10 protein-coding genes are annotated in these 13320 nt (G+C 71.4%); 9 read left to right on the plus strand and 1 reads right to left on the minus strand.

Annotated elements, in window-relative coordinates; translation table 11 throughout:
- The first annotated feature begins 6 nt into the window (after window positions 1-6).
- The 9 genes from ACFVT5_RS02400 (at window position 7) to ACFVT5_RS02440 (ending at window position 11582) form a co-directional block, all read left to right on the plus strand.
- Window positions 7-2445, plus strand: coding sequence for a hypothetical protein (locus ACFVT5_RS02400; protein ID WP_389880527.1), 2439 nt, complete (start codon window positions 7-9; stop codon window positions 2443-2445).
- Between the two features lie 167 nt (window positions 2446-2612).
- Window positions 2613-3662 (plus strand): hypothetical protein, encoded by a 1050-nt coding sequence (locus ACFVT5_RS02405; protein WP_389880529.1) that lies wholly within the window; start codon window positions 2613-2615, stop codon window positions 3660-3662.
- A gap of 155 nt (window positions 3663-3817) precedes the next feature.
- Window positions 3818-5245 (plus strand): Ig-like domain repeat protein, encoded by a 1428-nt coding sequence (locus tag ACFVT5_RS02410; RefSeq protein ID WP_389880531.1) that lies wholly within the window; start codon window positions 3818-3820, stop codon window positions 5243-5245.
- A 163-nt stretch (window positions 5246-5408) separates the two neighbouring features.
- The gene (locus ACFVT5_RS02415; protein WP_389880533.1) at window positions 5409-6356 is read left to right on the plus strand and encodes a sortase; all 948 of its coding nucleotides are present in this window, start codon (window positions 5409-5411) and stop codon (window positions 6354-6356) included.
- Window positions 6357-6378: 22 nt separating this feature from the next.
- Window positions 6379-7287: a phosphate ABC transporter ATP-binding protein gene (locus tag ACFVT5_RS02420; RefSeq protein WP_389880535.1), complete on the plus strand. Its 909-nt coding sequence runs from the start codon at window positions 6379-6381 to the stop codon at window positions 7285-7287.
- 30 nt (window positions 7288-7317) lie between these two features.
- Complete coding sequence (locus ACFVT5_RS02425; RefSeq protein WP_389880537.1) at window positions 7318-8124, plus strand: hypothetical protein; 807 nt, start codon at window positions 7318-7320, stop codon at window positions 8122-8124.
- Between the two features lie 178 nt (window positions 8125-8302).
- Complete coding sequence (locus ACFVT5_RS02430) at window positions 8303-9601, plus strand: lytic transglycosylase domain-containing protein (RefSeq protein WP_389880539.1); 1299 nt, start codon at window positions 8303-8305, stop codon at window positions 9599-9601.
- A 44-nt stretch (window positions 9602-9645) separates the two neighbouring features.
- Window positions 9646-10287: a PH domain-containing protein gene (locus ACFVT5_RS02435; protein WP_389880541.1), complete on the plus strand. Its 642-nt coding sequence runs from the start codon at window positions 9646-9648 to the stop codon at window positions 10285-10287.
- A gap of 98 nt (window positions 10288-10385) precedes the next feature.
- Window positions 10386-11582: an FAD-dependent monooxygenase gene (locus ACFVT5_RS02440; RefSeq protein ID WP_389880543.1), complete on the plus strand. Its 1197-nt coding sequence runs from the start codon at window positions 10386-10388 to the stop codon at window positions 11580-11582.
- A gap of 15 nt (window positions 11583-11597) precedes the next feature.
- Here the strand turns inward: ACFVT5_RS02440 and ACFVT5_RS02445 are convergent, their stop codons facing one another.
- A complete protein-coding gene (locus ACFVT5_RS02445; RefSeq protein WP_389880545.1) occupies window positions 11598-13259 on the minus strand; it encodes a phospho-sugar mutase in 1662 nt (553 codons plus the stop codon).
- Window positions 13260-13320 lie beyond the last annotated feature (61 nt).

The following is a 13320-nucleotide window of genomic DNA, read 5'->3' on the forward strand; positions in this document are numbered from 1 at the left end:
TCCGGCATGACAGGTGTACTGACGTGGCGCCGACCGCGCCCGCTGATCGCCGTGGGCTCGCTGCTGGCCGCGCTGGTCGTGGTCCTGCTGCCGCTGCCACCGGCCGCACAGCCCGCGGTGGCGGCGGACGGAGACTCGTCCGCGGTGACGAAATCGGGGGCGAAGGGGAAGTACGACGACTTCTCCGACCTGAAGGTGACGGTTCATCAGACCCAGGGGCTGCGGTCCCAGGGGGTGCGGGTCACCTGGAAGGGCGGGGCGCAGACCGCGCCGGGTAACGGCAACTTCAACATCAACTATCTCCAGATCATGCAGTGCTGGGGAGACGATCCCGCGGGTCCGGACCGGGAGCAGTGTGTCTACGGTGGTTCCGGAGCCGTGGTGGGGGATGGGCAAGGCCGGGTCCTGAACACATCGCAGGACCCGGCTGAGAGCAGCGGGAAGCCCTTCGTGGCCTTCCGGCCGGCCAACGGCGAGCCGGCCACCAAAGAGGCATACGACTACACCTACTTCGGTCCGCTGGACACCAACGAGCAGCAGGCCAACATGACGTTCGCCAACGGCACGGGCGAAACGGAATTCGAGCTGCAGGACGGAGTCGAGAGCGACTACCTCGGATGTGGCGCGAACACCGCGCCGGAAGGCAGTACGCCGAAACCGCGCCGCTGCTGGCTGGCGGTCGTGCCGCGGGGTGATCACGAGGCGGACGGTCGGCACGTCACCCAGCCCGGGAGCGACCGACTGCGCACTTCTCCGCTGTCCGCCACGAACTGGGACCAGCGGATCGTCTTCCCGCTGAGCTTCCTCCAGGTCGACCAGTACTGCCCGGAGGGCCAGCCGGAGCGGCCGACGGTCGGCTCCGAGCTGGTGACGGACGCCGTCACGTCATGGCAGCCGAAGCTCTGCACCTCCACGGGCAGCACGTTCGGCTTCACGTCGGCGAGTGAGGAACTGGCCAGGAGCCAGGTCCTCGGCACCTCCAGCGAGGCACCGACGCTGGGCTACACCGTCGATCCGGTGGCCCAGCCGGAGGGCGGCCCGGCCGTCGTGCACGCTCCGCTGGCGGTGTCCGGGCTCGCGTTCGCCTTCTTCATCGAGGGGCCGGACGGGGTGGTCCGGGACATCAGGCTGACGCCACGCCTGGTGGCGAAAATGCTGACCCACTCCTATCAGGCGGATGTGCCGAAAACCGCACCTCCGCCGGAGCATGTACGAGCCAATCCGGTTTCCTACGTCGTGGACCCGGAATTCCGGAGGGTGAATCCAGATTTCCCGACCATTCCTAGCGGTCTGACGATGAGCCTGATGGTGCCGATCGGGAATTCTGACACCACGCGCCTGGTCTGGAACTGGCTCCAGTCGGACGGGGAAGCACGTGACTTCCTCGCCGGTAAGCCGGACCCCGACGGAATGCGGGTCAACTCGTACTTCAAGGACCTGCAGATCGACAAGAACGCCGAATTGAACGAGTTCCCCAAGGTGGATCCGACGCTCGCGCCGGCCCAAGCCAGTCCGGCCGGCAGCACGCTCACCTACACGATCCTGGATCTCGCCCCCTATACCGGCGATCTGCACGAAGGGGCGCTACGGGCCCGCCGGGGCAACAACAACCGCACCATCACCTATCAGGCGGGTGCTGACCCCAGCATGCCCCCCAAACTGACGAACGACGCTCCTCCGCCCGGCGCCCGTGCCGTGATCGCCATCGTCGACGTCGCATCGGCGGAGCGCTACGGACTGCCCACGGCGGCCCTGCGCAACGCCGACGGGACCTTCGTGCGGCCCTCGGCGGACACGCTCCTGGCGGACGTCGCCACCATGCAGCCGTCGTCCGCCGACCCCGGGGTGCTCAAGCCGGACCCGGCGCGCGCCAAGGGCCAGGCGTACCCGCTCACCGCGGTGACCTATGCCGCCGCATCCGTGAACCAGGACGCGGCAGCCCGCAAGGCATACGCGGAGTTCATCAGGTACGCCGCCGGGCCGGGCCAGACACCGGGCCTGTCGGCGGGTGAACTGCCGCCCGGCTACGCGCCGTTGCCGGCGAAGCTGCGCACGCTGGCCGAGACAGCGGCGGACGACCTGGAACGCGGAACCCCCTCCACCGACCCCCCGGGCGGGGAGCCGGACCCGAACAATCCGGGCGGCGCCGGCTCCGGTCTCTCCGGGGGCGCCGGTGGTGACACCTCCGGTGCCGGTGGTTCATCCGCCGCGGGCGGCGCGGGCGGCGGCGCGACGGACGCGGCATCGGAACCGGCGGCCACGAGCGGTTCGCCCTCGCCCTCCGCGGGGCCGCAGCAGAACGCGGCCGACGCCAAGAACGGGCTCACTCCCCGCGAGATTATGGGAGTTATCCGCTGGGTACTTCTCGGTGTTCTCATTCTCGGTGCGACGGCAGCACTTTCAGGTCCCGTAATGCTACGTCTCGCCCATCGCCGGACTCCCTAGGATCCACCTAGTAGGCCGTCCCGTAACCTTTCCCTCGCTGGGAATTGGTGGCCCCCGCAGGGAAATCTTGGAAACGTATGCGGTGGCCGATCGACGGGTCGGCAGCACGGAAATCCGGATTCAGCTTGAACGTCCAGTCTTCGAAATCCGAAACAAGGAGATCAGAAGTGAACGTCAAGTCTCGCGCCAAGGTCGGCGCCGCGGTTCTCGGCGCGGCGGCTGTCGGTGTCGGTCTCATGGCCGCCCCCGCGTCCGCCGACTACACGACCCCTCCGTTCCGCCCGCTGGCGGGTGTCGGCTCCGACACCACGCAGGACGTCGTGAACGGCCTTGGCGAGGTCGCGGTGGACGCCGGCGGCGCCAAGATCGTCGGTTCGTTCGACGCCACCGGCTCCGCCACGATCACCACGAAGGCCGCGGCTACGGCGCCGCACTGCACGAACATCGCCCGCCCGAACGGCTCCTCCGCCGGCATCGACAGACTGATCGCCGACATCAACAACACGACGCAGTCCGACTGTGTCGACTTCGCCCGCTCCTCGCGGGGCCCGTCGACCGCGGGCAACCTGCTGACCTTCATCCCGTTCGGCAAGGACGCGGTGACCTACGCGACCGACCTGGGCAGCACGCTGCCGACCAACCTGAGCGTCGCGCAGCTCCAGTCCATCTACCGGAACTGCACCTTCGTGGACGCGGGCGTCACCAAGACCGTGTCGAAGGCGCTGCTGCCGCAGGCCGGCTCCGGCACCCGCACGTACTGGCTGTCGTCCATCGGCGTCAGCGAGGCGGAGATCGCCACCGCCAAGGCGAGCGGCTGCGTCAACGACACGATCCAGGAGCACGACGGCACCGCGCTCGCCACCGGCACGGAGGTCATGCCGTACTCGGTCGCCCAGTGGATCGCCCAGGGCAAGTCCCTTCCGGGTGTCCCGAACCGTCGCGGTGAGTCGCGTCTGCGCAACATCGCGGGCGTCGCCCCGACCACCGGTTCGGGCACCACGCTGGCGCTGAACCCCAACTTCACCTTCGCCCGTGACGTCTACAACGTCGTCCCCACCGCCAACCTCGGCAACGCCAACATCGCGCGCGCGTTCGTCGGCGCCAACTCCGAGGTCTGCAAGAACATCGCCACCACCAAGAACTACGGGTTCGGCGACCTGAGCGCCGACTCCCAGCCGTCGAGCTGCGGTGACACCAACACCACCGGCAACCGGTAGTCGCTGAGCGTCATCCGTTCTCCGCGTGACGGCCGGGCACCCACCAGGTGCCCGGCCCCACGCGCTGTCCCGTTTCCGTCCGTCAACGTTCCGTTTCCGTCCGTCAAACGTCCCCCGGGGGCTTCGCAATGACCGTGCTCCAACCCTTCCGAAGAGTGGCCGGGATCCTGGCCGCCTGCGCCATGCTCGCCGCAGGCGTCGTGGCCCTGATCGCGACCCAGTCCCAGCCCGCTCGGGCGGCGTCCATCGGCGAGTTCACCATGGCGTCCAGCGGGAAGCTGAGCGATCCCGAACCGCTCGGCGCCACCTTGGGCATTCCGGCCGCGTGCCCGGACCAGACGATCGAGGACATCAACTGGTACAGCTACCTCAACGTCTACCTCGTGAAGGCGGACAACACCGAGGCCAGGGCGTTGTGGGGGATCAGCAACGGCGGGCCCTACCAGCAGGCGACCCCGAAGATCTCGCTGACCGCGGCAGACAACCCGGGCATGGTGACGACCGATCTCGCCGCCCTTGTCACCAGCGACGGCACCTATGAACTGCGCGCCTACTGCGTGGACAACTTCACGTTCGACAAGCCCACCGAGGCGACGGTACCCGGCAATCCGTACTGGTCCCAGAAGATCACCGTCAGCGGTGACACCTGGGTGCAGGGCGAGGGCGCGGAAGCGACCAGCACCGAGCTGACCTACGCTCCGGGCTCGCCCGAGCCCGACCAGGAGGTCACGTTCACCGCGAAGGTCACCCCCTCGGCGGCGGCCGGGACCATGACGTTCCTGGAGGGCGAGACCGAGCTCGGGCAGGCCGCGGTCGCGGGCGGGACGGCCGAGTTCAAGACCTCGAAGCTCGCCGAAGGCGTCCACGACGTCGTCGCCCGATTCACGCCGACGGACACCGCCGCGTGGGGAACCTCCGCGTCCACCCCCACGCGGGTCACCGTCCAGCCGCCGCGGTTCGAGCTGCGGGACGCCTCGGGGAAGCGACTGGCCGTGAACCCCGAGCTGGAACGAGGCCAGCAGGTGAAGCTCATCGCCCGTGGCTGCCAGCCGAGCGCGAGCTACGCCCTGAGCCTCGTCAAGATGGAGACCGAGTTCCCGTCCGCCACGGCCGACGCGAGCGGCACCGTGACCTGGGCATCGCTCACCGTTCCTGAGGACGCGGTGGCCGGCCAGAACGCGTGGAAGTGGACCCCGGAAACCTGCGGAGAGACCAAGCAGGTGGGGTTCACCCTCGCCGAGCCGTCCGAGTCACCCAGCGGTGACCCTTCGGGCGACCCGTCCGGTGACCCGACCGACGACCCGTCCGGTGACCCCTCGGGCGATCCGACCGACGACCCGTCGGGCGACACCTCCGGTACGACGTCCGGTACCACCGGCGGCGACAGCACCGGCGGTTCCAGCGGCTCGGGCGGCTCGGGCGGCACCTCCGGACAGGGCGGCCTCGCCTCCACGGGCAGCCAGGTCGCGCTGTTCTCGGGCATCGGCGCGGTCGTTCTCGTCACGGCGGGCTTCGTCGCCGTGCGGATCGGCCGCCGCAACGGGCTGCTGATGTTCGACGGACCGCGCCAGCCGCGGTCGTAACGCCGTACGGAAGCACTGCGGCCGTAACACCGGCCGTAACACCGCGGCCGTAACACGCGGCCGTAACGCCGCACGGAGCACGGGCGGCGGGCCCCCACCCGCCGCCCGCGCCGCCGCATCTCCCCTGACATCCCCCCGGACCTCTCTCCACAGGAGCGCTCCCGTGACCGTGCTGTCCCCGCCCCCGCCGGCCGTGGCGCCGCCGGCGCCCGGACCCGAGCCCGAACCCCCGTCGGAGTCCGGCGCCGGGCCCGCGCGGGCCGAGCGCCCCGGTTTCGCGTTCGCCGGGGCCGCGCTGTGCGTACTTGCCGCGCTGCTGCTCGGCTTCGCCGCCAATCTGACGATCGTCGGCCACCTCCAGCACTCCCGCGACCAGCAGACGGCGTACGACGAACTCCGCCGCCAACTCGCCCTCGGGATCGCCCCGGTGGGTCAGCGGGCGTTCGACGGCAAGCTGCTGGAGCCCGGCGCCGAGCTGGCGCTGCTGCGCATCCCGGCACTCGGCCTGAAGGAGGTCGTCGCGGAGGGCACGGCGTCCGGTGTGCTGATGTCGGGCCCCGGCCACCGCCGGGACACCCCGCTGCCGGGACAGGCCGGCACGAGCGTGATCATGGGCCGGCAGTGGGGGTACGGCAGCCCGTTCAACCATCTGAGCCAAGTGCCCCTGGACTCCGAGATCCGGGTGACGACGGGGCAGGGCATCGCGGTCTACCGGGTGACGAACGTCCGCCTCGAAGGCGACCCCCTGCCGCCCGTCCTCAAGGAGGGCGAGGGCAGGCTCACGCTCATCACCGCCGACGGCGGACCGTACACACCGTCCGGCACGATCCGGGTCGACGCGAAGCTGACGAGCGCTGTCCAGGCCGCTCCGCCGCGTTCGCTGGCGCCCGGCTGGATCGACGCGTCCGAGCAGGCCATGGGCAGCGAGAGCGCCGCCTGGCTGTCCGTCTTCCTGTGGTCGCAGGGGCTGTTGCTCGCCGCCCTGCTGACCATGGCCGCGCACCGTGCCTGGGGCCGCTGGCAGACCTGGATCGTCGGCGTACCCGTCCTGGCCGCCTTCGGCCTCGCCGTCTCCGGCGCCGCCGCCCGTCTGCTGCCCAACCTGCTCTGACCGACGAGGAGTTCAACCCATCATGCCCGAGACGACCGGCACGACCGACACGACCGACACGACCGAGACGGCGCTCATCGACGAGATTCTCGACCCGACGGAGAAGCTGCCCGCGGTCCCGCCGCAGCGGTCCGGCGCGGCCACGGTGGCGAGTGATCCGGCCACCTTGGAGGCCGACGCCATCTCGGCCTGGTTCGGGGACCACAAGGTTCTGGAGCGGGTCTCGCTGACGATGCCCGCCCGTGAGGTCACCGCGCTGATCGGCCCGTCCGGCTGCGGCAAGTCGACGTTCCTGCGCATCCTCAACCGCATGCACGAACTGGTCGGCTCCGCGTCGCTCGCGGGCCGGGTGCTGCTGGACGGCGACGACATCTACGACCGGGGCCGCCGCATCACCCACGCCCGCCGCCAGATCGGCATGGTCTTCCAGAAGCCCAACCCCTTTCCCGCGATGTCGATCTACGACAACGTCACCGCCGGACTCAAGCTGGGCGGCATCAAGGCGGGCCGCGAGGGCAAGGACTGGCTGGTCGAGGAGTGCCTGACCAAGGCGGGCCTGTGGAAGGAGGTCCGCGACCGCCTCCGCCAGCCGGGCGGCGCGCTCTCCGGCGGCCAGCAGCAACGGCTGTGCATCGCACGGTCGCTGGCGGTACGTCCACGGGTGCTGCTGATGGACGAGCCGTGCTCGGCCCTCGACCCGACGTCGACGCGCCGCATCGAGGAGACGATCCACGAGCTGAAGGAAGAGGTGACGATCGTGATCGTCACCCACAACATGCAGCAGGCGGCCCGCGTCTCCGACCAGTGCGCCTTCTTCCTCGCCGAACAGGGCACCCCGGGCGTCATCGTCGAACACGGCACCACGGACGCGATGTTCCACAGCCCGCAGGACCCAAGGACGACGGATTACGTGAACGGCCGCTTCGGATAGGGCAGATGACCGCGACGGAGGAGTGCGGAAGTGGACGTCACCATACGGGCACGGCGGGCCGCGATCGTGTCCGTCGTCGCCTCCGCCGCCGCCCTGGCGGGGTGTGCCGTTCCCGGGACGGACGGCATGTCACGGGCGGAGCCGCACGCGCGCGGGCCGTCGTCCCTTTCCGCACGCGATCGGGTGCCCATCGCCCCGGCCGAGCCAGCCCCCGACGGAACGCCCACCCGAGCCATCACCCCGGAACCCACGGCCACCCACACCGGTACCGAGACCGACCCCATCCCGCCTCCCTCCCTGTCCCCGTCCCCATCGCCGAGCGGGCCCACCACCGCTCCGAAGCCGAAGCTCCCGGACCTGTCCGCCAAGACCCCACCGTCCGCCTCCGCCCGCCCGTCCACCGAGCCGGCACCGAAACCCTCGTCAGGCGCCGACGCGGAACCGTTCAACGCCCGCACCAAGGACGGTTCGACCACCCTGCGGATCGGCTCCTGGTCATCGGCGGTCGTACGCGGCGGCCAGAAAGCCGTGGACGCCTGTGCCGACGCGGTGCAGTGGACGGGACCCGACCTCGGGACCGAGGACGGCTACGCGCTGCGGACCGCCGTCATCGTCGGCCACGACTACTGCGGCTTCGGGCGGTTCGCCAAATTGGCCGTGGGCACGAAGGTCACGGCCACCACACCGCGCGGCACCTTCACGTACCGCGTGTACGCGAACCACGTCTCACCGGGCCGCGGCACCCCCGCGCACGGCCTCTACTGGGGCGACCTCACCCTCCAGTCCTGCGTGGGGCAGAACACGGGCTTCAGCTATCTCGTACGGGTGCAGTCGTAGCCGTCCCCATCTGTTCACCTTCCTTTGGTCTCTCGGACCCGGTCAGGCGTCCCGCGCCGGGGTGCTCGGTGCCTAGCGTCGGGCGCGGCAACCGGAAATGGCACCTCATACCCCGTACGCCTCCGACGTCAGGAAGGCGTCCGTGGGTCTCGAACTCCCTACCGTCAGGAGTGACTTCATGTCCCGTCCGCTCACCAGGACCCTCCGCCGAGTGGGCACGCGGCTGCGTACCCGGCGTGGTCTGCGCGGTGCGGCCGTCGCCACGGTGGCCACCGCTCTGCTCACCGCGGGCTCCCAGGCCACGGGGCCCGTCGCGGCGACGCGGGCGCCGGAGAAGGACGGCATGACCGTGCCCGGCGGATTCGTGGACCCGGACGTCCCGCTGCCGGACGTCCCCTCGCAGGGCGACGACTCGTACCACGTCGAACTCCCGCCGCTGAAGGGCGTGTCGGGCGCCGAGAAGGTGTGGGGCGAGGCGGCGACGAAGCCGTCGACGCAGCGCGTCGCGGGCGAGGCCGGGCTGCCGACGACCGTGTTCGACGCGTACCGGAAGGCCGCGGACTCGGTCGGACGTACCGACCCGGCCTGCGGACTGCGATGGGAACTGCTCGCCGCGATCGGCAAGGTCGAGTCGGGCCACGCGGGCGGCGGCGCCGTCGCGGCGAACGGCGACACCCTCACCCGGATCACCGGCCCCGCGCTCGACGGCAACGGCTTCGCGCTGATCCTCGACAGCGAGGGCGGCGTCTGGGACGGCGACACGGTCTACGACCGGGCCGTGGGCCCCATGCAGTTCCTGCCGACCACGTGGAAGACCTGGGGCGCCGACGGCAACGGCGACGGTGTCGCGAACCCCAACAACATCTACGACGCCGCCCTGGCCGCCGGCCACTACCTGTGTGCGGGCGACCGCGACCTGGGCACCGCGGCCGGTCTGGAGCGGGCGATCCTCAGCTACAACTATTCGCGCGACTACCTCAACCTCGTGCTCGGCTGGATGGAGTTCTACCTCCGCGGCGTGCATGCCGTCCCCGACGGCACCGGCGTCGTCCCGACGAGCCCCGGGGCGGGCAGCGACACCCGGGCGACGAAGCCGGTGCGCGACGGGGACGTGGGCGGCGGGAAGACCCCCGGCGGCGACTCCGGCGCCAAGCCCGGTGAGACCACCAAGCCGTCCACCAAGCCCGTGCCGCCCACCCGGCCGGCCTCCCCGTCGCCGACCCGCCCGGTCTCCCCGTCCCCCTCGGCCAGCGCGAGCCCGACGCCGACGCTGACGCCGGAGCCGACGCCGACTCCGACCGAGACGCCGGCCCCGACCCCGACGCCGACCCCGACGGAGTCCACCCCGACCCCGACGGAGTCCACGGAGCCCTCGGCGTCTCCGACACCCACCGGGACGACCCCGGATCCCACCCCGACCGACACCCCCGGCCCCTCGGCCACCGAGGGAAGCACGAGCACGCCGACGACAGGATGAGCCTGGTGAGGAGCGGTGTCCGGGGTGTGGGGCAGAATCGGGGTATGACTAGCCCCAACTCCGACTCCCGATCGCCCGTGCCGGACGGCGAGTCCGCGTACAAGGATCGTGTGTACCGGTCGTCCGGTGGGATCGCCGGTGGGGTGCTGCTGCTCGCGCTCGGCGGGTGGCTCGGGATCGACGCGCTGGTACGGGGCGAGGGGCGGACGCCCTGGATGGCCCTGGCGGCCCTGCTCCTTGTGGTGCCGCTCGTGGTGGCCTTCACCGTGCGCCCCGCGGTGTTCGCGAACGAGGACCGGCTCCGTATCCGCAACCCGCTCCGTACGATCACGCTGCCCTGGGCCGCCGTCGGCAGCCTGCGGGCCGGGTATTCGAACGAAGTGTTCGACCAGTCCGGTGTGAAGTACCAGCTCTGGGCCGTGCCCGTGTCCCTGCGGGGGCGCAAGAAGGCGGCGCGGCAGCAGAGCCGGGCGGCCATGGACGACCCCTCGGGCCGTACCTCGCTGACGGCGGTGGCGCCACGCTCGCCGGGCGATCAGACGGTCGAGGACCTGCGGGAACTCGCCGAGCGGCGCGGCGGAGCCGAGAGCGCCCAGGGCGCGCCGGTGGTGAAGTGGGCGTACGAGATCCTCGGCCCCGCACTGGCGGGGGCCGTACTGCTCCTGGTACTCGGCCTCATCGGCTGATCGCGCGCGACCTGCTCGTCCCGTGCCTCCCCGTCCCGCGCGTCGTCGGCTCCGCACTGCTACTCTGCGTCGCGAATCGGTCACTTGACGTTACGGGAGTGCGTGTGAAGGTCGCCTGTGTCGGCGGCGGGCCGGCGGGCCTGTACCTCTCGATCCTGCTGAAGCGGCAGGACCCGTCCCACGACATCACCGTCCATGAGCGGAACCCGGCCGGGTCCACGTACGGCTGGGGGGTGACGTACTGGGGCGGTCTCCTGGACCTGCTGCGGCGGCACGACCCCGAGTCGGCGCGGGCCGTCGAGACGAACTCGGTCCGCTGGTCCGAGGGCGTCGCCCACATCGGGGACCGCACGGCGCGGCAGCGCGGCGACGAGGGCTTCGGCATCGGCCGCCGTACGCTCCTGGAGATCCTGGCGTCGCGCGCCGAATCGCTCGGCGTCCTGGTGAAGTTCGACCACGAGATCGCCGGGGACGACCCGCCGGACGCGGATCTCGTGGTGGCCGGCGACGGAGTGCGCAGCGCGCTGCGGGACGCCCACGCGGACCACTTCGGCACCGAGGTGACAGCGGGGCGCAACCGGTATCTGTGGCTGGGCACGACGAAGGTGTTCGACGCGTTCACGTTCGCGTTCGTGGAGACCGCGCACGGCTGGATCTGGTGCTACGCGTACCGGTACGGGGACGACGGGAGCACGTGTGTCGTGGAGTGCTCACCGTCGACGTGGGAAGGGCTCGGCCTGGACCGGGCGAGCGAGGGCGACGGGCTGGCCCTGCTGGAGAAGCTGTTCGCGGGGGTACTCGACGGACACCCCCTGATCGGCCGGGGCCGGGACGGCGACCCGGCGCAGTGGCTGACCTTCCGCACCCTCACCAACCGGACCTGGTCCCGGAACAACCTGGTCCTGATCGGCGACGCGGCCCATACGACGCACTACTCGATCGGAGCGGGTACGACGCTGGCGCTGGAGGACGCGATGGCGCTGGCCGCCGTCCTGCGCGGAGCCCCCCACCTCGCCCCCGCCCTCGCCCGCTACGAACGGCAGCGCAAGGAAGCCCTTCTCCCGGTGCAGAGCGCAGCGCGGTACAGCGCCCAGTGGTACGAGAACCTGCCGAGGTACGTGGGCCTGCCACCCCAGCAGATGTTCGCCCTCCTGGGCCAACGCCACTCCCCACTCCTCCCGCACATCCCACCCCAGCTTTACTACCGCCTGGACCGCACGGCCGAACACCTGGCACCGCTGCGCGACTTGAAGCGCTGGCTGGGCCCGCGGGTGGCCCGAACCCTGAGCCGGTAGGGCTCCGGGGCCGCCCTACAGGCCCGCCGCCGAGGCCAGATCCCGCTTCAGGGCCGCCAGCCGTTCCGTCGCCCTGTCACGCGCCGCAGGCAGGTCCCCGCGAGTCGCCACCGGGACCACCACCTCCAGGTAGCACTTGAGCTTCGGCTCCGTGCCGCTGGGGCGGACGATGATGCGGGCGTTCGGCAAGGTGTAGCGGAGGCCGTCCGTGGGCGGGAGTGTCGCGGTTCCCCGGGACAGGTCCTCCGTCAGGGTGACCGGCAAGTCGGCCAACGTACCCGGCGGGCGCTCCCTCAGCGCCCGCATCGCGGCACCGATCACGCCCAGGTCCTCCACCCGTACCGACAGCTGGTCCGTCGCGTGCAGCCCGTGCGCCACGGCGAGGTCGTCCAGGAGGTCGAGCAGACTCCGCCCGGCCTCCTTCAGCTCGGACGCCAGCTCGGTGATCAGCAGTGCCGCCGTGATGCCGTCCTTGTCGCGCACGCCCTCGGGGTCGACGCAGTAGCCCAGCGCTTCCTCGTACCCGTACCGCAGACCCTCCACGCGGGCGATCCACTTGAAACCGGTCAGCGTCTCCTCGTACGGCAGGCCCGCCGCGTCGGCGATGCGGCCCAGCAGCGACGACGAGACGATCGACTCGGCGAACGTGCCGCGCGCGCCCCGCCGTACGAGGTGCGCGGCGAGCAGCGCCCCCACCTCGTCGCCGCGCAGCATCCGCCAGTCGGCGCCGTCCGGTACGGCCACCGCGCAGCGGTCCGCGTCGGGGTCGTTGGCGATGACCAGGTCGGGCCGGGCGGCACGGGCGGTCGCGAAGGAGAGGTCCATCGCGCCCGGTTCCTCCGGGTTCGGGAACGCGACGGTCGGGAAGTCCGGGTCGGGCTCGGCCTGTTCGGGTACGAGCACCGGTTCCGGGAAGCCCGCGCGGGCGAAGGCGGCGAGCAGCGTGTCCTTGCCGACGCCGTGCATGGCCGTGTAGACGACGCGGGCGGTACGCGGGGAGCCGGAGGCCAACACCGCGTCCGTACGCGCCAGATAGGCGTCCAGGACCTCGTCGCCCAGGATCTCCCAGCCGGCGTCGGGCCGCGGTACGTCCGCCAGCGCGTGGACCGCGTCGATCTCGGCGGCGATCTCCGCGTCGGCGGGCGGCACGATCTGCGAACCGTCGCCGAGGTACACCTTGTAGCCGTTGTCACGCGGCGGGTTGTGGCTCGCCGTGACCTCCACACCGGCCACCGCGCCGAGGTGCCGGATGGCGAACGCGAGGACCGGCGTCGGCAGCGGCCGGGGCAGTACGGCGGCCCGCAGCCCCGCGCCGACCATCACGGCGGCCGTGTCCCGCGCGAAGTCGGCGGACTTGTGCCGGGCGTCGTACCCGACGACGACAAGCCCGTCGCCCTGCCCCTTGCCCCGCAGATACGCGGCGAGGCCCGCGGCGGCACGGATCACCACGGCACGGTTCATCCGCTGCGGCCCGGCGCCCAGTTCGCCGCGGAGCCCGGCGGTGCCGAACTGGAGCATGCCGCTGAACCGCGCGGCCAGCTCCGCGACATCCTCGGCTTCGATCAGCTTGGCCAGCTCGTCGCGGGTCTCCGCGTCCGGGTCCTCGGCCAGCCAGGCGCGGGCCCGCGCGAAGAGCGCCGCACGGTCGGCGGATTCGGCGGTGTCGGCGGTCTGCACGGTGTTGTCAGCCTCTCGGGTACGTGGTTGCGGTACTGCTACCCCGTGGCGGCGGGTTTCC

The organism is Streptomyces sp. NPDC058001 (genome assembly GCF_042886315.1).
Classification (GTDB): domain Bacteria; phylum Actinomycetota; class Actinomycetes; order Streptomycetales; family Streptomycetaceae; genus Streptomyces.

Excerpts from the sequence above, each read along its gene's own strand:
- ACFVT5_RS02400 (WP_389880527.1), top strand. The coding sequence starts at position 7 with ATGACAGGTGTACTGACGTGGCGCCGACCGCGCCCGCTGATCGCCGTG.
- ACFVT5_RS02420 (WP_389880535.1), top strand. The coding sequence starts at position 6,379 with ATGCCCGAGACGACCGGCACGACCGACACGACCGACACGACCGAGACG.
- ACFVT5_RS02430 (WP_389880539.1), top strand. The coding sequence starts at position 8,303 with ATGTCCCGTCCGCTCACCAGGACCCTCCGCCGAGTGGGCACGCGGCTG.
- ACFVT5_RS02435 (WP_389880541.1), top strand. The coding sequence starts at position 9,646 with ATGACTAGCCCCAACTCCGACTCCCGATCGCCCGTGCCGGACGGCGAG.